The organism is Pseudobacter sp. (assembly GCF_051955275.1).
GTDB lineage: Bacteria > Bacteroidota > Bacteroidia > Chitinophagales > Chitinophagaceae > Pseudobacter.
This window is the reverse complement of record NZ_JBQCGW010000219.1, coordinates 56,639-77,490: the sequence shown is the minus strand read 5'-3', so window position 1 is coordinate 77,490 and position 20,852 is coordinate 56,639. Positions and strand designations below refer to the sequence as shown.

The 20,852-nt window shown below is 47.0% G+C and carries 12 protein-coding genes; 7 read left to right on the top strand and 5 right to left on the bottom strand.

Annotated elements, in window-relative coordinates:
• Positions 1-166: 166 nt before the first annotated feature.
• Genes ACTHMC_RS19175 through ACTHMC_RS19165 form a run of 3 tightly spaced genes read left to right on the top strand, consistent with a single transcriptional unit; the run spans position 167 to position 6,180 of the window.
• Complete coding sequence (locus ACTHMC_RS19175; protein WP_440415526.1) at positions 167-3,643, top strand: TonB-dependent receptor; 3,477 nt, start codon at positions 167-169, stop codon at positions 3,641-3,643.
• Positions 3,644-3,665: 22 nt separating this feature from the next.
• Positions 3,666-5,099, top strand: coding sequence for a RagB/SusD family nutrient uptake outer membrane protein (locus ACTHMC_RS19170; protein ID WP_440415524.1), 1,434 nt, complete (start codon positions 3,666-3,668; stop codon positions 5,097-5,099).
• Positions 5,089-6,180, top strand: a complete 1,092-nt coding sequence (locus tag ACTHMC_RS19165; RefSeq protein ID WP_440415522.1) for a TlpA disulfide reductase family protein — start codon at positions 5,089-5,091, stop codon at positions 6,178-6,180. Before ACTHMC_RS19170 ends, ACTHMC_RS19165 begins: the two co-directional genes overlap by 11 nt.
• 35 nt (positions 6,181-6,215) lie before the next feature.
• Here the strand turns inward: ACTHMC_RS19165 and ACTHMC_RS19160 are convergent, their stop codons facing one another.
• The gene (locus ACTHMC_RS19160) at positions 6,216-6,632 is read right to left on the bottom strand and encodes a DUF4279 domain-containing protein (protein ID WP_440415520.1); all 417 of its coding nucleotides are present in this window, start codon (positions 6,630-6,632) and stop codon (positions 6,216-6,218) included.
• Positions 6,633-6,901: 269 nt separating this feature from the next.
• Here ACTHMC_RS19160 and ACTHMC_RS19155 point away from each other — a divergent pair, with 269 nt between their 5' ends.
• The 4 genes from ACTHMC_RS19155 (at position 6,902) to ACTHMC_RS19140 (ending at position 14,211) form a co-directional block, all read left to right on the top strand.
• Positions 6,902-8,161 (top strand): PepSY-associated TM helix domain-containing protein, encoded by a 1,260-nt coding sequence (locus ACTHMC_RS19155; protein WP_440415518.1) that lies wholly within the window; start codon positions 6,902-6,904, stop codon positions 8,159-8,161.
• Between the two features lie 86 nt (positions 8,162-8,247).
• The gene (locus ACTHMC_RS19150; RefSeq protein WP_440415517.1) at positions 8,248-10,392 is read left to right on the top strand and encodes a TonB-dependent receptor domain-containing protein; all 2,145 of its coding nucleotides are present in this window, start codon (positions 8,248-8,250) and stop codon (positions 10,390-10,392) included.
• A 29-nt stretch (positions 10,393-10,421) separates the two neighbouring features.
• The gene (locus tag ACTHMC_RS19145; RefSeq protein ID WP_440415515.1) at positions 10,422-11,657 is read left to right on the top strand and encodes a DUF4374 domain-containing protein; all 1,236 of its coding nucleotides are present in this window, start codon (positions 10,422-10,424) and stop codon (positions 11,655-11,657) included.
• Positions 11,658-11,850: 193 nt separating this feature from the next.
• Positions 11,851-14,211 (top strand): ABC transporter permease, encoded by a 2,361-nt coding sequence (locus tag ACTHMC_RS19140; protein WP_440415514.1) that lies wholly within the window; start codon positions 11,851-11,853, stop codon positions 14,209-14,211.
• Between the two features lie 93 nt (positions 14,212-14,304).
• Here the strand turns inward: ACTHMC_RS19140 and ACTHMC_RS19135 are convergent, their stop codons facing one another.
• From ACTHMC_RS19135 to ACTHMC_RS19120, 4 genes are all read right to left on the bottom strand, one after another.
• Positions 14,305-18,294, bottom strand: coding sequence for a caspase family protein (locus ACTHMC_RS19135; protein WP_440415512.1), 3,990 nt, complete (start codon positions 18,292-18,294; stop codon positions 14,305-14,307).
• 45 nt (positions 18,295-18,339) lie between these two features.
• The gene (locus ACTHMC_RS19130) at positions 18,340-19,137 is read right to left on the bottom strand and encodes a tetratricopeptide repeat protein (RefSeq protein WP_440415511.1); all 798 of its coding nucleotides are present in this window, start codon (positions 19,135-19,137) and stop codon (positions 18,340-18,342) included.
• A complete protein-coding gene (locus tag ACTHMC_RS19125; RefSeq protein WP_440415509.1) occupies positions 19,137-19,682 on the bottom strand; it encodes an RNA polymerase sigma factor in 546 nt (181 codons plus the stop codon). Before ACTHMC_RS19125 ends, ACTHMC_RS19130 begins: the two co-directional genes overlap by 1 nt.
• Positions 19,683-19,814: 132 nt before the next feature.
• Entirely contained in the window at positions 19,815-20,633 is an 819-nt protein-coding gene (locus ACTHMC_RS19120) for a hypothetical protein (RefSeq protein WP_440415508.1), read from the bottom strand.
• Between the last annotated feature and the right edge of the window lie 219 nt (positions 20,634-20,852).

Here is a 20,852-nt window from a genome sequence, read left to right as displayed (position 1 = left end):
AACCGCCGCGGAGGCAACCGCGACGGCAGAGATTCAGTTGATCAGAAACGATCTGTGTAAACCAATTTATTCACAACCAAATCATTTGCAATTTATGCAAAAAAACTGCTATTGGCAGCCGGCAAGGGCCGGCCGCCAGGGACCCCTTACCAAAATTTGGAGGATCATGAGATTAACTGTGCTTTTACTGACTGTTGGTTTGTTGCATGTTCACGGCAATACGATCGGACAAAAGGTTTCGCTGAGCAGCGAAAACCTTCCCCTTAAATCTGTATTCAGCCAGATCGAGAAACAAACCGGTTATGTGTTTTTTTATAATGAAAAGATACTCGCCAATACCAGTCCTGTTTCCCTTACAGCAAAGGATATGCCCCTGAAAGACTTACTGGATGCTCTGTTCAGGAACCAGCCGCTGAACTTCGAGATCCAGGACAAAACCATATTTCTCTTCCGCAAAGAGCTGCCAACTCCGCGTGATCCGGCTTTGGTGATCGCTCCCGTGCCTCCTCCCATTACCGGCACCGTGCGTGGCGCCGAGGGAGAGCCGCTTCCCGGCGTTACCATTTCCATCAAAGGCCAGAAGAAAACTGTTACCAGCGATGAGCAGGGAAAATTTTCCATCGATGCGCCCGAAGGCTCCGTCCTTGTTTTCAGCTCCGTGGGCTTTGAACCGCAGGAACACAAAATAAAAGGCACTGCTTCTGTCAATATCGTTCTCAAAAAATCCGTACAGGCGCTCAGTGAAACCGTTGTGATCGGTTATGGCAGCGCCAGAAGAAAAGACCTTACCGGCTCCGTCTCCTCCGTAAATGTGGATGAAGTCAGGAATGCACCTTATGTGAGTATCGACCAGGCCCTGGCCGGTAAAGCCACCGGCGTGCAGGTGATGCAGGCCGACGGATCTCCCGGCGGCATGGCCAGGATCCGCATCCGTGGCGGCGCTTCACTGATCGGTGGCAATGATCCCCTCTACATCATCGATGGCGTACAGGTGCAGATCCAGAACCGGTATATCCAGGCCGCCGCCGATGTGGCCAATCCGGTAGAAAGACTGGGCTCCGATGCTTACTCAGGCACTACTATCGGTTCCGCATATACGAGAGGGTTGAACACCCTCGCTGGCCTCAATATCAATGATATTGAAAGCATCGATATCCTGAAGGATGCCTCTGCCACTGCCATCTACGGATCCAGGGCCGCCAACGGTGTGGTGATCATCACTACCAAAAAAGGAAAGAAGAATGAAAAACCTGTACTGGAAGCCAATTACTACACCGCCATGAGCACGGCCAGAACGGAGAAAGTAATGAATGCCGATCAGTACAAGGCTATGCTGAAAGAAGGCGCCACCAACCTGAATGCTATCAGGGCCGCAAGGGGGCAGCAACCTACGGCTCTCGCCAACAATATTCTCAATAATCCCAATTATTTCGGTACCTCCAATACTGACTGGATCGATGCTGTTACGCGCACAGGCATCACCAACAACGCAGACCTCAGTCTCCGTGGCGGCGGCACCGGTTCCCGCTATTATGCATCACTGGCTTACAGCAAGCAAACGGGAGTATTGAAAGGAACTGATTTTTCACGCATTTCCGGAAAGATCAATTTGGATAACGAGATCACAGACCGCCTGCGTGTGATCACCAATCTTGATTATGGTTTCACTACCAATAATGTTACCAATGGTATTTACGCCTCTGCGCTGTATGCACCTCCCACGGAAAACCCTTACAATGCAGATGGTACACCAAGAGTATTTGTTCCCAGCAGTTTTGGTTCCAATGCCGCCTCCGGTATTCAGAACCCCTTATTGCTGCTGAAAGGGAAGAACAACGCTAAAACAGCCATGATCCTGGGCTCCGGCGCTTTGGAATACGATATCATGAAAGAGCTGAAGTTCAGAAGCACCGTGTCTGTGAACTATAATAATTACCACCAGGAAAATTATATTCCCGGTACTATCAATATCGCGTCCACAGCTTCCAGCTCACATGGTGGTGTTGCCACACAGGGGCAGACAGAGCAGACGGATCTTTTCTTTGAAAACACCCTCACCTGGGATAAACAGTTCAATGAGAATAACCGCATCAATGTGCTGGGCGGGACCAGCTGGCAGAAATCGAAGAGCAGCACTTTCTCTGCATCCGGACAGGGCTTTCCTGATGATGATTACCTGAACGGATTGTCATCCGCTAATCTGCCCCTGCCACCCAAACAGGCGGCCACGCAGAATTCGTTGCTAAGCTTTTATCTCCGCGCCAATTATGCATGGAAAGAGAAATACCTGTTTACCGTTACCGGCCGTTCCGATGCCAGTTCCAAATTCCCCAGGACAAACAGGGTAGGGTATTTCCCTTCCGCAGGTGTGGCCTGGAGGATCAATGAAGAAGGATTCATGAAAAATGTCAGTTGGGTGGATGAACTGAAAGTAAGGGCCAGCGCAGGTTATACTGGTACACAAAATATCGGCGATCATCTCTTCTATACCATTTACACACCAGCCAGCTATGGCGGTGCCAATGCATCCATCCCTACCCAGCTGGGTAATGACCAGATCAAATGGGAATCCACTTTGCAAAAGGATGCCGGCATAGATTTCTCGCTATTCAAAAACAGGCTCCGTGGTTCTTTCGGTTACTACGAAAAGAAATCAGAGGACCTGCTGATGGCTTTGAATGTGGCCACCAGTTCCGGTTTTACTTCTGCACTCGTGAATTTCGCAGATATCCGGAACCGTGGTCTGGAAATAGACCTCCGTGGCGATATCATTCGCAACCGCAACTTCAGCTGGAACCTGGCTATGAACCTGACGGCCAACAGGTCGAAGGTGTTGCGCTTGAACCGCGATCTGCAGGACCCCAAGACGGTAACTACCTCTGATGATCCCACCGTGAATGCCTTCACGTTCGGGAATACCATCATCAGGGAAGGCGAGCCGGTGGGGCTGATCTTCGGTTACAGATACCTGGGAGTACTGCGTACGCAGGCAGAAGTAGATGAGTATTATAACGAGAATACCATGGCGTTGATCGGCTTTCTGCCCAACCTGGGTATCGGAGACGCCAGGTATAAAATGTTTTCCATGGAATCGCAGGCCGCAGGGTTCCCTGCACGTGAAGTGATCGGCAGGGCCGAACCAAAGTTCTTCGGTGGGATCACCAATATGATCAGCTATAAGAATTTCAGTCTCATCGTTCTCCTGACCTATTCCTATGGTGGCGAACTGCTCTACCTGCCGGACATGAAGAACCTTGGGCTGGGCGACAGGTCTAACAGAAGTCCCCGTATCCTGAATCACTACACTGCTGAGAATCCAACATCCGACAGGCCCAGACTGGTATTGGGAGAATCACAGACCCTCAATATCACGGCTGCCAGCAATGCTGTGCATGATGCCAGTTATATCAAGCTGAAGTCAACCACGCTCAATTACAACCTGCCACAGCAATGGCTCAACAAGCTGAAGTTACGTACGGCATCATTGTATGTTTCCGGCAATAACCTGCTGATCGTTACGGGATATCCCGGCCCAGATCCCGAAACCAGCAATGATCCTACCAGCCTGATCAACGGTTATTCGGATGCAGCAGCTTACCCAACCATGCGTCAGTACAGCGCCGGCGTGAGGATTGGATTTTAAAAAAAAACAAATGAAACAAGTCATGAACCGATTCATACAATATATCATCATCGCGGCGGGTTGCACTGCGCTCCATGCCTGTGATAAGGAACTCAGCAAGCCGCCGCAATTTGTAAAAGTGGATGCCACGGCCATCACGGACCAGAAATCAGCACAGATAGCATTGAATGGTGTGTATTATCGCTTCGCGAATGTAGATGCCTCTACTAACCAGATCAGCTGGCGGGAACACCATTTGCCCGGCAGTATGTATTCCGGCTACCTCGGCTATGGTTTAGGGCCTATGAGGGACGAAGAGAATAACCATCTCAACAGCGGTTTTGCGCAGGCCATCTGGGATGAAGCTTATAAAGTGATCAATGCGGCAAACGGTGTGATCAGGGGCGTGAATGCCTTGTCCGACGCCTCTTTTGCTGGTGAGAGAAAGAAAGAGATCCTTGGAGAAGCCAGGTTCCTGCGCGCATATGGTCACTGGAGATTGCTCAGTTTCTTTACACAGTGGTTCGATATCAACAGCAGTTATGGCCTCCTCATCCGCGATGAACTTTCTGCCATCAGTAATATCTCCAAAAAGAGAAACGATGTGAAAAGCAGTTTTGAGTTCATTCTGCAGGACCTGGAAGCAGCCGCTGCCAGCGCTCCGGCAGTGAACAACAATATCTATGCAACGAAATATGCTGCCATGGCGCTGAAGATGCGTGTGCTGATGATGCGCGGGCAGCAGGGGGATCATACAGAAGTGATCAGCCTGGCCAATACCATCATTGGTTCGGGGAATTACCAGCTGGAAAATAACCTGAAAGATATTTTCTATTCCAAAGGACTCAGCAGTAAGGAAGTGATCCTGGGCGTGAAGCCGCAACCCGGACAGGAGCTGTCCCAATTCAATACCAGTGTTCAATATTATCCCGGCGTCAGTTCTATATGGGTAGCAAGGCAGGAACTGAAAGACCTGCTGACGAACGATCCGCGAGGCTTATGGATGGTTGACAGGCTTACGGATTTTATCGAATACAGTCCTGATACCTATTATTTCTGCAAGTACATTCCTTACGGCGCAAGCTCTACTGTTACATCGGAAACATCTTATGCTTTCCGTCTTTCTGAAGTATACCTGTTGCAGGCGGAAGCCATGCTCCGCTCCGGTGGTAATGCCAATGAAGCCAGAGACCTGATCAAGACCGTGATGTCGAAGGCTGGCATAACTGATTTCACTGCTATCGATAATGCTATATCAACTGATGCACTGCTGCTCCAGAATTACCTGGAGACTTCCCGCAATCTCGTTGGGGAAGATGGGGCCGACTACCTGGCATTGCTGCGCTTTCCTGCCGCAACCATTAAACAATTGAAACCATCGCTCCTTACCATTGATCAATATATCCTGCCCATCCCTTCTGAAGAGTTCTTACAGAACCCTGCTATCGGAGATCAAAATCCGGGGTATGCGAAATAATAAAATGAAACTGATGAAGAATGTATTGTTACTGCTGGTGTGCCTGATCACCAGCATTTGTTCCAGGGCTGAAGAATTGGGGATCGGTGATGCCGCTCCCGTACTGAAAGCGCACTGGCTGAAAGGTAAGCCTGTAGAGAAATTTGAGAAAGGACATGTGTATGTACTGGAGTTCTGGGCCACCTGGTGCGGCCCCTGCATCGGCGCTATGCCGCATATTACAAAGCTGGCAAAGCGGTATGCAGCTCAGGCCACTTTCATTGGCGTGAATGTTTTTGAAAATGCGAAAATGGATTCCGGAGTTGTGGAAAAGGTAGAGCAATTCGTTAAAGCCAATACCACGAAGATGGGCTATTCCGTGTGCATGGATGAAGCCGGATCTTTTATGGCGAAGAACTGGATGCGTGCGGCCGGGCTCAGCAGTATTCCTGCAACCATGATCATCGATCAGGAAGGAATTATAGCCTGGATCGGTCATCCCAAAGCGATGGATAAACCCCTGGAGTCCATCATTGCCGGAGCATGGGATGCCAGGGCATTTGCCATTACTTATAAAGAGAACAGGATCGAAGAGAAAAAACGGATGGAGGAAAGCAAGCCGGTGATGGCCATGCTTACGGCCATGAATGAATTGATGGCTGCAAAGAATTATAAGGCAGTGATCGATTCTTTTGCCAGGTTCCCGGATACACGCCACGGAAAGAGCGAATACCTGGCGCCGTTATATTTCAAATCACTGGCATATACGGATACCCTGCGGGCCGCTAAGGAACTTGGTCTGTTGGCAGATTCCGCCAGCAAAGAGGCCGTGTATGCTGCGCTGTCAGGCGAAGAAGGATTGCCATTACAATTCTATCAGGCATGCATCAATTATTACACGTCGGTAAAATCAGCAAACCCATATAATATGTCATCTCTGGCAGCAGCATATTTCAATGCGGGCGAAACTGCCAAAGCGATAGCGCTGCAACAGAAATGGCTGAAGTGGATAAAGAAAGATAAAGATGAACCACCGCCTGCCTGGTATCTGCAACTGGAGGAAGAGCGATTGAAGAAATATAAACAGGCGCTCAGAAAATAAACCGAAAGCCTTTGGTGTAAAAGCCAAAGGCTTTTTTATCTGAAATCATATATATCGAAATCCAGGTTGCATTTAATGGCGGCCAGTTTTGCAGCTAATGTCCAGTCTACATGAATGCCAGGCATGGAATTCCCGGAATGTATTTTTACAAGGATGAAGATCTTGCACGTGAGATTGTCTTTTGCAAGTAGCGTGGAGATCAGTTCCAGTCTGGATTCCAGCGGCGAAAAGTAGTTGATGAATACGTCTTCTAAAATGGGATCGAAAAGCTCTTCTGACTGATACTTCCAGAAGGAGTAATCCCGGTACAATGGCTTTGACTGGGCTGGATCTTTGATCCAGGTGCTGGTTGGTGTAAGGCCAAGTGTTTCCGTGATGTCAGCTACCTCGTATACTTCTTTTGAAAAAATAGTGAAGCAGAAGCGGTATGATATGTCTTTATATTCTTCCATACGAACAAGATAAAAAAAATAAACAGTGAATCAGGTTTTAAGTCACTTCTTTTGGCGAAGCAATACTTATAAATCATAAATTTTTTGTCATGCCTCTGCAACGTCTAATAAAAAAGGTTGCTTTCATATTCTCCTTTTTCTGATCTCGTAACGGTTTGTTTCGCATCTCGCAATCTGGCAGTGTCATCATTGAATACTTTTGCATCGTCAAAAACGGACTACGGTCGCGCAACGCCAATTGCAGTTCTTGATACACAAATCTGTTCAATATGATCAAAGCCAAAACTCCAGGTAAGGCCAGAAAAAATAACCGGAGCCTTTTCTATCGCGTAGCCGCCTGGCTGCATCTCTGGTTAGGACTTGTTACCGGATTAATCATGCTGGTAGTTTGCCTCACCGCCTGTATCTGGGTCTTCAACGACGAGATCACCGGCCTCCTTGAACCTGAGACTAAGATCACAAAACAGGATGCTCCTGTTATCACTCCTTCCGCACTGATCCGGCTGGCAGATTCTGTTGCCCCCGGCAGGAAACCCAATTACGCTACGTATCAGCAGGGACGCGCTATCTACCTCGCACTGGGCGAAGGAAGAAGAGGCAATACTGTACTCAGGGTGGATCCCTATTCCGGCAATCTCATCAGCAAAACAGATAAAAAAACAGGTGAAACGGATTTCTTCCGCTTTATATTGAATGGACATCGCTTTCTCTGGTTGCCTTATGAGATCGGAAGACCTATTGTGAATTACGGCACCCTCATCTTTGTGGTGCTGCTGATCACCGGCATGGTTTTGTGGTGGCCCAGAAAATGGACGAAAGCAACACGGGATCAGAGTTTCAAAGTAAAATGGAAAGCCAGTTTCAAACGGGTGAACTACGATCTGCATAATGTATTCGGTTTTTATTCACTGCTCTTCCTGCTGGCCATTGCCATGACCGGCATGGTGTATGGCATCAAATGGTGGAGCAATGGTTTGTATTGGGCAACATCCGGAGGTCAAACCCTGCCTGAGTTCAAGCGGGTGAAATCGGACTCGCTGAAGGTTGGAAAGTATTTTTCTACTGCTGCACAGGCCATGGACCAATGCTGGAAAAAAGTATCCGGCGATCATCCGGACGCTGAAGGATTTTATTACTCATTTGCCGATCCTTCCAAAGCCAGTTCCGCCATCAGTATCACCATTTATCCTACTGCAGGGAAATATTACAATAACAGGAGTTTCTCCTTTGATCAGCACACGGGAAAGGAGCTCAATGCAAACCCGCTGTATTCTTCTTCCTTTGAAGAGGCCCCGGTAGGAGCAAAGATCCGCCGGATGAACTACGATATCCACGTGGGCTCTATCCTGGGATTACCGGGAAAGATCATGGCATTTTTTGCTGCATTGATCGGGGCCAGTCTGCCGGTAACAGGCTTCCTGGTCTGGTGGGGAAAAAGAAAGAAGAAAACGAAAAATTCAAAGAAGCCTGTGGCCAAGCCAGCGGTTGCGCCAACAACCATCAAGCCCCAGGCCGTAGTTACGGAATAATACAAAAAAAGCGAGCCGCACAGCGCCAACTGTACGGCTCATCCACCAGAGGTGGAGCTTTTTAAATCTGTTCAATTTATTAAGCAATGCAATTTAGAAAAATTTTGCTTCAGTCATCCTTTTGTCTGATAGCAATCCCTGCTTTTTCGCAGGACCAGGATTCTACCAAAGCCAAAGCTCTTGAGAAAGTAACGGTGATGGGCCGCTCGGCCACACAACTGGTCAACCGCCAGGCATACAATGTGACCGCTATCGACGCTAAAAAATTCTACAATTCCACCCTCGACCTGGCACATGCTCTCGACCGGGTTTCGGGAGTTCGGGTAAGGGAAACCGGTGGGCTGGGTTCCAGCTTCAATTTCGCGCTCAATGGTTTCTCCGGTAACCAGGTGCGTTTCTTCCTGGATGGTATCCCGATGGACAATTTCGGTTCCTCCTTCCAGATCAATAATATTCCCATCAACTTCGCCGAAAGGGTAGAGGTATATAAAGGTGTAGTGCCCGTATGGCTGGGCTCCGATGCCCTCGGCGGCGCCGTGAACATCGTTACCGGCGGTAAGTACAGGAACTATGTAGATGTATCATATGCATACGGTTCTTTCAATACACATCGCAGCAATATCAATGCAGCTTTCACCTCAAAGAAGGGATTCACGGTGCAGGTGAATGCTTTTCAGAATTACTCGGATAATAATTATAAAGTCACGCTTGATGTAGCCGATATAAATACCGGCAAGTATTATCCGAACACTACCGTGAGAAGGTTCCATGATAAATACCATAATGAGACCATCATCACTAATATCGGTTTTGTTGGTAAGCCATGGGCAGACAAACTGCTGGTAGGTATCAACCTCGGACAGAATTATAAGGAGATTCAGACCGGAGCGAGAATGGTGTCTGTATTCGGCGCCTGGCACAGAAAAGGTAATATGGTAATGCCCACACTGCGTTACCAGAAGAGGGATCTTTTTGTAAAAGGACTGGAAGTGACGATCAATGCCAATTACAATTTTGGCAAGGAACAGAATATAGATACAGCCTTCAGGAGGTACGACTGGTTCGGGACCTACAAAAAGTATGAGGGTGTGGGCTCAGAGCGCTCCCGCACCATGTACAGATACAGTAATAATATCGGTCTGGCTACCGCCACCTTCAATTATCAGATCACGGAAAGACACTCGTTGGCACTTAACAATGTGTACACCACATTCAACAGAAAGGGCAGCGATGAACTCTATCCCAACGAGGCCAGATTTGATCAGCCCAAAAAGACAAATAAGAATATCCTTGGTGTTGGTTACAAATATGAGATCGCAGATAAATGGAGCGCCACCATATTCGGAAAATATTTATCCCAGGAAGCAAGGACTACCACTTCCTTTACCCAACCCAATGGTGATGCAGGTTATCGCGGTCAAAAAAATACGGTCAATAACTTCGGCTATGGTATTGCCGGTAGCTATTTTGTAAGGCCCGGATTTCAGTTGAAGTTTTCTTATGAAAAAAGCAACCGCCTTCCGGAGAATGAAGAAATGTTCGGAGACCTGATCAACCAGGAAAGTAATTTCAGTCTGAAACCTGAAACCAGCGATAACCTCAACCTCGGCTTGAGTTATGGTTTCAAGCTCCATGAACAACATCGCTTCCTGCTGTCCGGATCGGCTATTTACCGTTACTCTACAGATTTTATTTATTACAGGCTCAATAATAACCAGAGCATGCTGGTTGCCGATAACAGGGATGGTGTATCTAACCTGGGAGGAGAGGCAGAGCTTCGTTATTCTTATAAGAACCTGCTTACGGCCGGCGTCAACTTCACCTACCAGAATATCCGCAACCAGCAGGAGTTTGAACAAGGGTACACAGGTGTGAGCCCGGTGTATAAAGACAGGATGCCGAATCTGCCCTTCATGTTCGGTAATGCGGATGTTTCCGTTTTCTTCAGGAATGTGATCAGTAAAGAAGATCAGCTCACTATTGGGTATAATCTTCTCTATGTGCATGCATTCTATCTCTACTGGCCCAGCCGCGGCACCCGTGATGGCAAGTACGACGTGCCTGCGCAACTGGCACATGATGCCAATATCGTTTATTCCATGAAGAGCGGCAGGTACAATCTGGCCCTGGAATGCCGCAATATCAATGATGCTCAGCTGTACGACAATTTCAGTCTGCAGAAACCAGGCAGGGCCTTCAATATCAAGTTCAGGTATTTCTACGCCAGGTAAACTATTCACCAACACATAAACAGAAAATAATGAGAATGTACAACAGGTATATTGCTGCTCTTTCCTTTGCAGCTATCCTATTCAATTCCTGTGATAAGAAAGATAATAACAACTCAGAAGATCCCGGGGCAAACAGCAAATTCATAGTAGCAGTAAGCCCTGTTGCCAGCACAGGTGTGGCAGATTACCTGCTCACTGCAGACAACCTGGATGAAGGTTCAATCACTACGGCACGCAATGGAGTTGAGCAGGATGGTACCTACCGTTATTATGTAACGCACAAAGGTTTATTCTTCAGCATGCTTTACGGACAGGGTAACCCCGGCGCCGTAACTGCCTATACCCTCAGCGGAGAAGGAAAGTTGAATAAAGTCACCAATTTTCAGAGTGAAACAGTGCAGGCTTTTGCTCCTGCCGATAATGATATCCTGATGATGAAGATCCCACGCAGCCAGACCGGAGGCAACAGTGCACTCTGGTACCGGGTGAGTACAGAAAAGCTGGAGATCGTTGGAGAGGGTCAGTCCGATATTGTGGCCATGGCCAACAACGGAGAGCGTGCCCATTTTACCTGGCTCAAGCAGGTAGGCAATAAGATCTATGCGCCCTATATGAGCATCAAGGGATGCTGTGGCGATGGCTTCGGAACTGCATATCCTGACAGTGCCTGGATTGCTGTTTATTCCTATCCTTCCATGACGCTGGATAAGGTGATCAAGGACAACCGTACCAGCTATATCGGCAGGTATTTCACTGATGGCCTGGAAGTAATGGAGAATGGTGATGTATATGCGTTCAGTTCCAGTGTTGCCAAAAACGGGGCTTCCTTCTCATCTACCAAACCTTCTGCTATCGTACGTCTGAAAGCAGGTGTAACAGAATTCGATCAGACTTACCTGTTTGATATCGCTGCTGCTTCAGGTGGCTGGTACCTCACCAATAAACTGTATGTAGGAAATAATCTCTTCATTCTCTCCATGAGCAATGTAAAAGATCCATATGGTGTCGGACACCGTTTTGCTGTTGTTGACGTGGTTGCAAAAACCTTCAAATGGGTAACGGGAACACCTGACCCTGCTGATATCACAGCCGTAACCACTACCAACTATGTACCTAAAGACAATAAGACTGGTTATATCGGTATCACTACAGTTGACAGCAAGAGCGCTGTTTATAAGATCGACGCCACTACTGCCACTGCCGTGAAAGGGCTGAATGTTGAAGGTGGTACCATCACCGCTATCCAGAAGCTGGATAAGAAATAAGTTGCTTTGCAGTTCAATCATACATGAGCCGCCGCCCCGGAAACGGGGCGGCATTTTTGTGCACAAACCGCACAGCCGGGTGTATCGATAGCGGACAGTATAAAGAATGGAAATTTTGCAGTAGATTGATTTTTAGTAAAATAGAAACCGGTCTCCTTTTTGGTCTATTCCTGCAAACCTTAATTCATCTGTTATGCTCAGGAATTATTTTAAAACTGCCTGGCGGAACCTCCTCAAGAACAGGTTCTATACCCTCCTCAATATTGGCGGCCTGGCCATGGGGCTTGCTGTGGGAATTCTCATTTTACTCTGGGTACAGGATGAATTCAGTTTCGATAAATTCCATAAGAACAGCCGGAATATTTATAAGGTGGAGAATATGGTGGGCACGGGGAGCAGCCGCCAGCTCTGGACAAACACGGTAGCGCCGATCGGCATCATGGCCATGGATCGTATCCCTGCCGTGGAAGCGGTGGTGCGCACCAGTTACAATAGTTACTACAGGCTTTTCCGGTACAAGGAGCGGCTGTTTCATGAGCAGAAAAATTTCTATACAGACCCTTCTCTTTTTTCTGTCTTTGATTTTAAGATCATCAAAGGAAATGCAGCCAATCCTTTTCCTGATGCGCATTCCATTGTGGTGACGGAATCCATCGCGAAGAAGTATTTTGATAAAGAGAATCCCATCGGGAAAGTGATAATGGCTGACGATAAAGAACCATTCACCGTTTCCGCAGTCATAAATGATCTCCCTGCCAATACCAATATAGAAGGTAATATCTTTTTCCCGATGACTTTGTTGTCGCAGATGAACCGTGAGAACGGAAGGAATATGGAAAACGATTTCAGTAACTTCGATTTCTCTACCTGGCTCCTGCTCAGTCCGGGCGCTTCCATTGAATCATTACCCGCAAAACTGAAAAATATCCATCTGGGGGTGAAGCCTGAAGATACTGATGCCGATTACATTCTTCATCCGCTGGAAAAAGTGCGTCTCTACCGGTCAGACGGTGCTGAAGGCGGCATTGGAACGGTGCAGCTTTTTATGGTGATAGCCGTGCTGATACTGGTGATAGCCTGTGTGAACTATGTTAATCTCAGCACAGCCCGGGCAATGCTGCGGGCCAGGGAGGTAAGCCTTCGAAAGATCGTGGGAGCAGCCCGCTGGCAATTGTTCATGCAGTTTGTAGCAGAAACAGCCTTGCTTTTTCTGGGTGCCACTATCATTGCACTGATGCTGGTGAGCTTGCTCACACCCTATTTCAACCAGGTATCAGGAAAACAACTGGTGGTGAACTTCCTGGATCCGCAGGTATGGACTGTTATCGGGATCACCATCGCGGGAACATTGTTGCTGTCCGGCATTTACCCGGCTTTATTGTTGTCGTCCTTTGATCCTTTGAAAGCATTGCGGGGAAAGATAACTGCCAGGGTAAGTGATGCTGTTTTCCGTAAGGCCCTGGTGGTAGTGCAGTTCAGTTTCTCCATGATACTGATCACAGGTACCATCATAGTGGGTGATCAATTATCGTATATGCGTTCAAAAGAAATGGGATTCAATAAAGAACATGTGTTCTCCATGAGCCTGATCAATATGTCCGGCCATCTGGATGCAATCAGGGCTTCTTTGATGAAGCAGCCTGGTATCACTGGTGTAATCTGGTCAAGTGAGGCTATTACTAATAACTGGGAGCAGACCGGCGATAATTACTGGGAAGGAAAGATGCCCGGCGAGACGATGATGATCAGTCCCATGTCAGTGAACCAGGATTTCATTCCGTTTTTTGGTATGAAGCTGGTCGCCGGAAAAAATTTCAGTGGAGCTGTTGCAGACAGTATGCATTTCATCCTGAATGAAACAGCTGTTAAAGCCGCAAGGCTGGAAAACCCCATCGGCGCTAAGTTCAAGCTGTGGAATACCATGGGTACCGTAATTGGTGTGGTAAAGGATTTTCATTTTCAGAGCCTCCGGCAATCCATAAAGCCTGCCATTTTTCAATACAGAAAACCCAATCACTTCGGACAATTATATATAAAGACAACCGGCCAGGATGCGCCGAAAGCCCTGGCTGCAGCAGAAGCTGTATGGAAACAATACAATACCGGATTTGATTTCAGTTATAATTTCCTGGATGACTCCTACAAGAGCCTGTACAAGTCAGAGATCAGGACCGGGTCTCTGTACAATATCTTTTCCATGATCGCTATCCTGATCTCATGCCTGGGATTACTCGGATTGGTGGCGTACACTGCGCAGGTGCGTACGCGTGAGATCGGTGTACGGAAGGTACTGGGGGCTACCGTGCCAAATATCATCCGCATCCTGGCCGGGGATTTCATCCGCCTGGTAGGCATCGGGGTAGTGATGGCTATTCCCATAAGCTGGTATGTAATGAATAAATGGCTGGAGCAATTTGCCTATCGTACCGGTATCGGCTGGCAGGTCTTTGCCATCGCGGGCATTACGGCCTTTGTGATAGCCATCGTTACTGTCAGTTTTCAATCCATCAGGGCCGCGCTGGCCAACCCCGTTAAGAGCCTGCGAAGTGAATAGGACAGGGGGGGATTTCCCATCAATATTTCACCGGGATCAGAGTCTTCAGAAAAAAAGAAAAATTAAAAGGGCTTCCTGATGGAGGCCCAAACATTATTTCTTTCCTGCCCAGGCGCCTGCCTTGCGTGCAATTTCCATGGCAAGGGCCGGAATATCATTCCTGGTGCCTTTGACAGGGAAACTGTATCTGATAGTTGAGTTCAGTGTTACATTCACCGTCATGTTAATGGCAGGGCCATTGATCTCATAAGCGCCGGTGAGTGTGTAAGCATCAGGAGATTCTGTTTCCGGAATGAATGCTACTGAATTGAGATCCGTCTGTAACAGGCTTAGCGCCCTGTTTACTTCTTTAGTGAGTTTTATATCGTCGTGTTTGACAGAGCCGTGCAGGAAGATGCTACTGCTGAACAATGGTTTTTCTTTTGCCAGTACGATCCTGCTGATCACTTCATTGTCCACGATCCCGATATTGAATCCACCGGTGGTGAATTTTTGAGGCTGTTGCCGTACGCGGGTTTTGCTGATGATATCGATCACCTTTTTTTCTGCGGCTGTAAACCATTTGTCTACGTTCAGGAACCTGCCGTCTTCCAGGATAGCGGGTTGTTCCCTGATCACTTTCAGTAAGGCATAGGTGAGAACGCCCTGTGAGTAGAGTCCCATTTCATAAGCGTTCTGATCGCTGGCAGCAGCGGAGAGAATGAACATGCCTGATCTTTCATTCAGGCGCTCCAGTGCTTTGATGCGACCGGTTTCATCTCCTTTGGCGCGAACACCTGCCATGAGGTCATCAATGGCCTGGCCACTGTTGCACGCGTCGAAGATAAGGATGCGTTTTTGCGCCCTGATATTGTGCGGCTTCATCCATTCGCCCAGCTCGGTCATGCTGATGCCGGTTTGAGAGTAATCTGAGTTTTTAGAGGCATCTGCTGTCAGAAAATAGAATTGTTTTCTTGACGGTACGGGTCCGTATTTCGGGTTGTACAGCACGCCGTGGCCTCCGGCAAAAACAAAAACGATATCGTTGGCAGTGGCTCTGTTGCCCACCATTTCAAACACCTGACGAATGCTCTGTTTGTCGGGGTATTGAGTGCGTGTGTTGCTGGTATTGAGGTTATAGATGAAAACATGTTCCTTTCCGTCGCCGTTCAATAATTTCCGGGCTGCAATGCCAAGTGCATTGGAGAGGTCGTTCGCGTCTTTGGCAGGATAGCGAAGATCTAGTTCTGTTCCTTTGTAATCACTGACGCCAATGATGATGGCATACATATTCACCGGGCCGCGCCGTTTTACGGGATCATGAAAGAAGAATTCGTCGCCGCGGGCAAAGATCTCATTGTCGGAAGTGAAGGCTTTGATTGAAACATTGTTGCTGATATCGTCTCTGAAGAATTGTTTCAGGGAGTCCTTGTTCACGCGCAACTGTTGTGTATTGCCGGTCCTGGTCAGTTGGGAATTGTCGTAACTGCTGATGGCGATATTGTTTACATAAACAATGCTTTCGCCGAGTCCGCCTTTACGCGGGGTAACGGTATAAATGTACTCTTTTTCGTTTTCTGCAGTGGAAACCAGAGGAGTGTATCCGCATATATCCACATCAGAAAGCTTCTTTGCTTCCATCTCTTCGCCGGTGACGATCTTGTTGACCAGGTTGGGTTCCCAGAGGGGTTCTTTCACCTGGTCTAATCCGATCAGTTCCATATTACAATTAAAATTGAGCAGTTTGATGGCATTGTTGGTACCGTCATATCTGCTGTCCTTATCTACGCAGAGGTAATCGGTGGAATCGATAGAGTAGAAGCTGTAAAGAAACTCTTTCTTTTCCACGTCCCAGAAGTTTACGGCATAATCACTGAGGATGATGAGCGTTTTACTGTCTTTGCTGAATGCAGTGGCACCATGGTTTACATTATTTTGAGGGACTGACAATAACAGCTTGCCGGTTCTGGCATCCTGCAGATTGAAATTATGATAGGAACTGTTTTGCAGATAGTTTCCGTTGGGGCTCAGGCCCATGTCCCATACAGACTGATCTTCGAAAAAGCAAACAGTTTCTTTACCGGTCTCGAGGTTTAGTAATACTGGCGCCTCTTCTTTGAGGGCCAGGATATTTTCACCATCTGGTGTAAGTTCCGACTTATGAAAATTATAGTAGATGTCAAGTTTCAATTCCCGGATCTTTTGACCATTTTCCGTATTGTAAAAATTGATCTTCTTGAAATCTGCAGAGATTAAAACATTTCCATTGTTTGAAAAAAAAGCAGATGGTCCCCAGGTGCTCGATATTAATTTTCCTGTAGCTGTATTCCATAATTGGATTTCGCTAATAGATGTTGTCAATAACCTTTTGCCGTTTGCATTGAAGCTGGCGCCTGTAGAGCTTTTTTTGAACCCATTAATAGTGCATATTGAGGTGTCATTTCTTATATCCCAGATTTTTGCCACGCTGTCATCGTATCGGAAGGTCAGTATTTTTTTGCTATCAGGGCTGAATACAGCATTTACATAAGAACCGGTTTTTTTTCCATGAATGAAGGTTTTCAACAGGGTGCCGGTTTTCGCTTCCCACAATTTTGCCGTTCCATCAGAAGAGGTGGTAATTATTTGTTTACCTGAAGGACTGTACAAGAGCTTTGCAATGCTATTGGAATGTGCCTGGATATTAAGTTCCTGCAATCCGGTTTCCATATTATGTACCAATACTCTGCCGTTATTGTATCCGATAGCAATGTTCTTTCCGGGGGCGTTTACCTGCAGGCTGGTGGGAGAGTTGGCACTGCCTTTCAATTCATACTTCAACGCGTAATTGTTTTTATTCCTGACCTGAGGAGCATCATTGTAATTAAATGCCGTAGCCAGGTCATTGCCATCCCCGCTGTATTTGACAAAGTCAATTCCGGACATGCCTCCCTGCTGCTGGCTGATCTTTGAACCCGTAGCGGCATCCCAAACGGTCCATTTTCCTGTTTCCCTGGAACTTGTCAGGATCGTTTTTCCATCGGCGCTGTAGCTGGCATATTTCTCATTTTTTGCTCCTGAACTGATTGGCAGGTTGTAAATCTCTTTAGTTGTTTCCAGGTCCCAGATCCTGGCTGTACTGTCTTTGCAGGCTGTAATCACCCTTTTACCATCATTGCTGACGGTGACGGCCCCATGCATAAATGGATTTCCATGAACTATACCTGCAGGTCTACCTGCTTCCAGGTTCCATATTCTGACTGTATCACGGTAATATATAATCGCTTTTTTACCATCCGGGGTGAATGCTGCATCGAATATGGCAACTGCAATCACTCCGGGCTTTTCAGAAACGAGTTCCGGTACTTTTATTTCATGGAGAATGTCGCCTGTATTAACATCCCAGATGGCTATATTTGAAATGCCAACCTTAGACAATATTTTGTTATCCTGGGAATTGAACATGGCGCTTGTGATTTTTCCATTCAGGTTCGTTTTTAGTTCCCTGCTTTGCCTGCCACTTGTAATATCCCAAATCCTTACAGAGGCATGGTTGAACATGAGTAATTTCCTGCAATTGTTACTGAACTGAATCCTTTTTCCCTGATAGCTCAGACTTGGGAGTAGGCCTGGTTCCTGCAATAATTTCCCTGTTTCTGCATCCCAGATGCTGATCCTGTAATTTGCATTGGTAACACTTGCTGAAGGCATTTTGAATGCGGTGGCAAACAACTTTCCATCCGCGCTCAGGATAGCCTCCTCGAAGGTTCCTGAGCTGTCATTGATTTCGGATATCGTTCTGCCATTTTCCAGGTTGATGATTTTTACATTTTTGCTATTGTTGCAGATCACCACTATCCGGTTGCAGGATTTATTATAGATTTCGGATATGTAAGGGGCGCTCGATGTTTCAATACCCTCTATCTTTTTAACCAAAGCTCCTGATCTCCGCTTCCAGAACATCAGTTGCTTATAACCGATAGTAATAACATTTTCATGGTTAAAGAGGATATCAAGGATTTGCCCCATCCGGTGTCCTTCCGGTATTACCAGTTCCGCCTTGTCCTGCGCAGATACCGGAACCCATACAATATATAATGCCAGTACCAACCATATCTTATACATGAGTAGTTAGTTTTAAGGAAAAAAATAAGGGTACCAGGTACCGGATTATTTCTTCAGAAGCTTCAGCAGTTTTGCTGCTTCTTTCCTGTGAGGCGCTGCCTCATTTCCTGCAACGGATTCCAGTAGTTTAACCGCAGCGTTTCTGTCATTTCTTTTCAGCATTGCCAGCGCCAGGTACCATTCTGCTTTTGCGCGTAATTCTTTTTGGGTAGTGTTACTGATCACCCATTGCAGGTCAACGGCAGCATCTTCATAATTTCCTTTTTCAATAGCGGATTGCCCTCGGAAATAATGCGCCATTTCTTCTATCTGCTGATCATCGCCAGCTCCACGTCCTTTGGGAATATTTTCGATATTGAGTTCCTGGAAAGGCTCATAATTACCTGCTTCATATTGCTCCAGTTCCGTTCTCAGTTCATCAGGCTTCTGAGGTGGAGCGGGCTCCTTTTTATAATACCTGGCGAAGAGGGTATCGGGAGAAGGAGGTGCCGTGTTTTCGGAGAGTGTCCACAATAACCAGACGGAACTGAGCGCTACTATTGTTGCGGCGGCCAGCCAGTACATTCTCCGGATATTCATTTTTTTAACGGGAGCGGCTGCAACTGCTTTTCTTTCGTTTTCCCATTCCTCTCCGGCTTGGATGGCCATGGCGCGGATGGCGGCTGCATCTTCATGTTGTACCAGCAGGAAGGGGGCATTCCGGATCTGCGTGGCAATGTCCAGTGCCTGTGCCAGGTTCTTGTCCGCTTCCACTTCCCGGAGAAATGCTCCGGCTGCTGCTGCGTCCAGCTCTCCATCGAGGTAGCGCTGTATATTTTCCTGTTGTTGTATTGTAATGTCCATTAATGCTGTGGTTTTACCGGGTTAATTGATTGCACCAGCTCTTTGATCTTATTGAAACATTTATGCACTTTATCGCTCACGCTGATGGGGCTGAGCCCGGTCTTTGCTGCAATTTCCGTCAATTCCCGTTTCTCTATCTTCCGGTAGAGTAGTATCTGTCTGCATTTCTCTCCCAGCATTTGCCATGCTTTGTCCAGTGTGGCATCCTTTAATTCCGCTTCCACAATAGCGGCCTTCGTTTCTTCGTCTGCGGTAGCGCTCTGGTTGAATACTACGGGGTCCTGGTAACTATGCATCTCCCAATCCTTTTTGGCTCCCCTGAACAGGGCCAGCAGGCTTCTTCTGCAAAACTCCATCAGTACCGTATCCACGGTGGCCCCTCTTTCCTGGAAGCCCTGGGTTCTTACTTTCAGGTAAAAGGCCACAGTGCCGTCTGTAAATGCATCCCTGATCAGACCAGGCTCAGGGATGTAAAAATTGCTGTAGGCGAATTTTTCAAACCTGAGATAGAAGATCTCATTGAAGCATTTGAATAATCTGTTCATTTCCGGCGGCTCACCAGTCTGACAAATCTTTACCAGTATGTGGGGCTGAAGGATAACGTTGCAGTCCATAGTAAGGGGAAGAAATGAGGAATAAACTAAAGATAATCAGAAAATCCCATTTTCATTCAGCGGTCATTTTCCGGTATTCCATAAGATGGTGAGGGCTACGGCTGCCAACTGGCGGCCTGTCATTTCGCGGATGGTTTTGGAAAAGTGTTCTTCCAGCATATCCGTGTTTTCACCATCAGAATCATTCTCCATGATCCATTCCCTGATCACTGTAAGGAGAGAGAAGGGATTGATAAAGTCATTATCGTATACCACGGAAACATCGGTTACCAGTTTGCCATCGAAACTGAACTCCAGATCAGTAACGATATTTCCTTCATAATACATGGTCAGGTTGATCATATTCCTGTTTACGGAGTAAGTGTATTTCCTGAGGGTATTGGTAGGATGGGCAAAGGCCTTGCAAAAATCAAGCACCATCTTCCTGAGAAAATCATCCAGTTTCAGGCGCTCGGATTCCGGCCTGTTGAGAGATACATATTTCCAGTACCAGGCATTGTAACCTGCTGTGGCGGGCTCTGCAATATTGATATCAGCCCAGTAATCAGGTATCCGCTGGAATCTAAGTACAAAATAATAGGTGGTAAAAGGCTTTACGGAGTACATCGTGTTAAGGTCATGGCCGTCGAAACTTTTGATGGTATACCTGGCAGACCCGGTTTTGTTGTATTGTTCAATATACATACCGGGATTGATGAAGAATTTATAATCACTTTTATAAGTGTAAAACTGCAGGTATACCACGGTAGCGTCTGTGGTGTTTTCAACGCGGGTGATGGTCCAGCATTTCGCATTGGAGAAGCAGGAAGGGTTGATGGTCTGGGCTGAAGCTGAAAGACCGGAGACAAAAACGAAGAGAATGTAAAACAGGAGCTTTTTCATAAACAATTATTTTAAAACCCGGATTTTCGATTTGCAGGATCAGGCTTTCCTGGTGGCCCCGGAAAGGGGCTCTATTTGTTTATGACCGGTATGGAAAAATATAAGCGCCGTTGTCGAAGTTTTTTTTAATAATTTTTTATTAGTTTGTTTTTCAGTTGTTTATGCGTAGGGTTCGAACCGTTGAAATAAAAAAGGCTGACCAAACGGTCAGCCAGCGTA

Excerpts from the sequence above, each read along its gene's own strand:
- ACTHMC_RS19165 (WP_440415522.1), top strand. The coding sequence starts at position 5,089 with ATGCGAAATAATAAAATGAAACTGATGAAGAATGTATTGTTACTGCTG.
- ACTHMC_RS19170 (WP_440415524.1), top strand. The coding sequence starts at position 3,666 with ATGAACCGATTCATACAATATATCATCATCGCGGCGGGTTGCACTGCG.
- ACTHMC_RS19140 (WP_440415514.1), top strand. The coding sequence starts at position 11,851 with ATGCTCAGGAATTATTTTAAAACTGCCTGGCGGAACCTCCTCAAGAAC.
- ACTHMC_RS19160 (WP_440415520.1), bottom strand. The coding sequence starts at position 6,632 with ATGGAAGAATATAAAGACATATCATACCGCTTCTGCTTCACTATTTTT.
- ACTHMC_RS19130 (WP_440415511.1), bottom strand. The coding sequence starts at position 19,137 with ATGGACATTACAATACAACAACAGGAAAATATACAGCGCTACCTCGAT.
- ACTHMC_RS19135 (WP_440415512.1), bottom strand. The coding sequence starts at position 18,294 with ATGTATAAGATATGGTTGGTACTGGCATTATATATTGTATGGGTTCCG.
- ACTHMC_RS19150 (WP_440415517.1), top strand. The coding sequence starts at position 8,248 with ATGCAATTTAGAAAAATTTTGCTTCAGTCATCCTTTTGTCTGATAGCA.
- ACTHMC_RS19120 (WP_440415508.1), bottom strand. The coding sequence starts at position 20,633 with ATGAAAAAGCTCCTGTTTTACATTCTCTTCGTTTTTGTCTCCGGTCTT.
- ACTHMC_RS19155 (WP_440415518.1), top strand. The coding sequence starts at position 6,902 with ATGATCAAAGCCAAAACTCCAGGTAAGGCCAGAAAAAATAACCGGAGC.
- ACTHMC_RS19145 (WP_440415515.1), top strand. The coding sequence starts at position 10,422 with ATGAGAATGTACAACAGGTATATTGCTGCTCTTTCCTTTGCAGCTATC.
- ACTHMC_RS19175 (WP_440415526.1), top strand. The coding sequence starts at position 167 with ATGAGATTAACTGTGCTTTTACTGACTGTTGGTTTGTTGCATGTTCAC.
- ACTHMC_RS19125 (WP_440415509.1), bottom strand. The coding sequence starts at position 19,682 with ATGAACAGATTATTCAAATGCTTCAATGAGATCTTCTATCTCAGGTTT.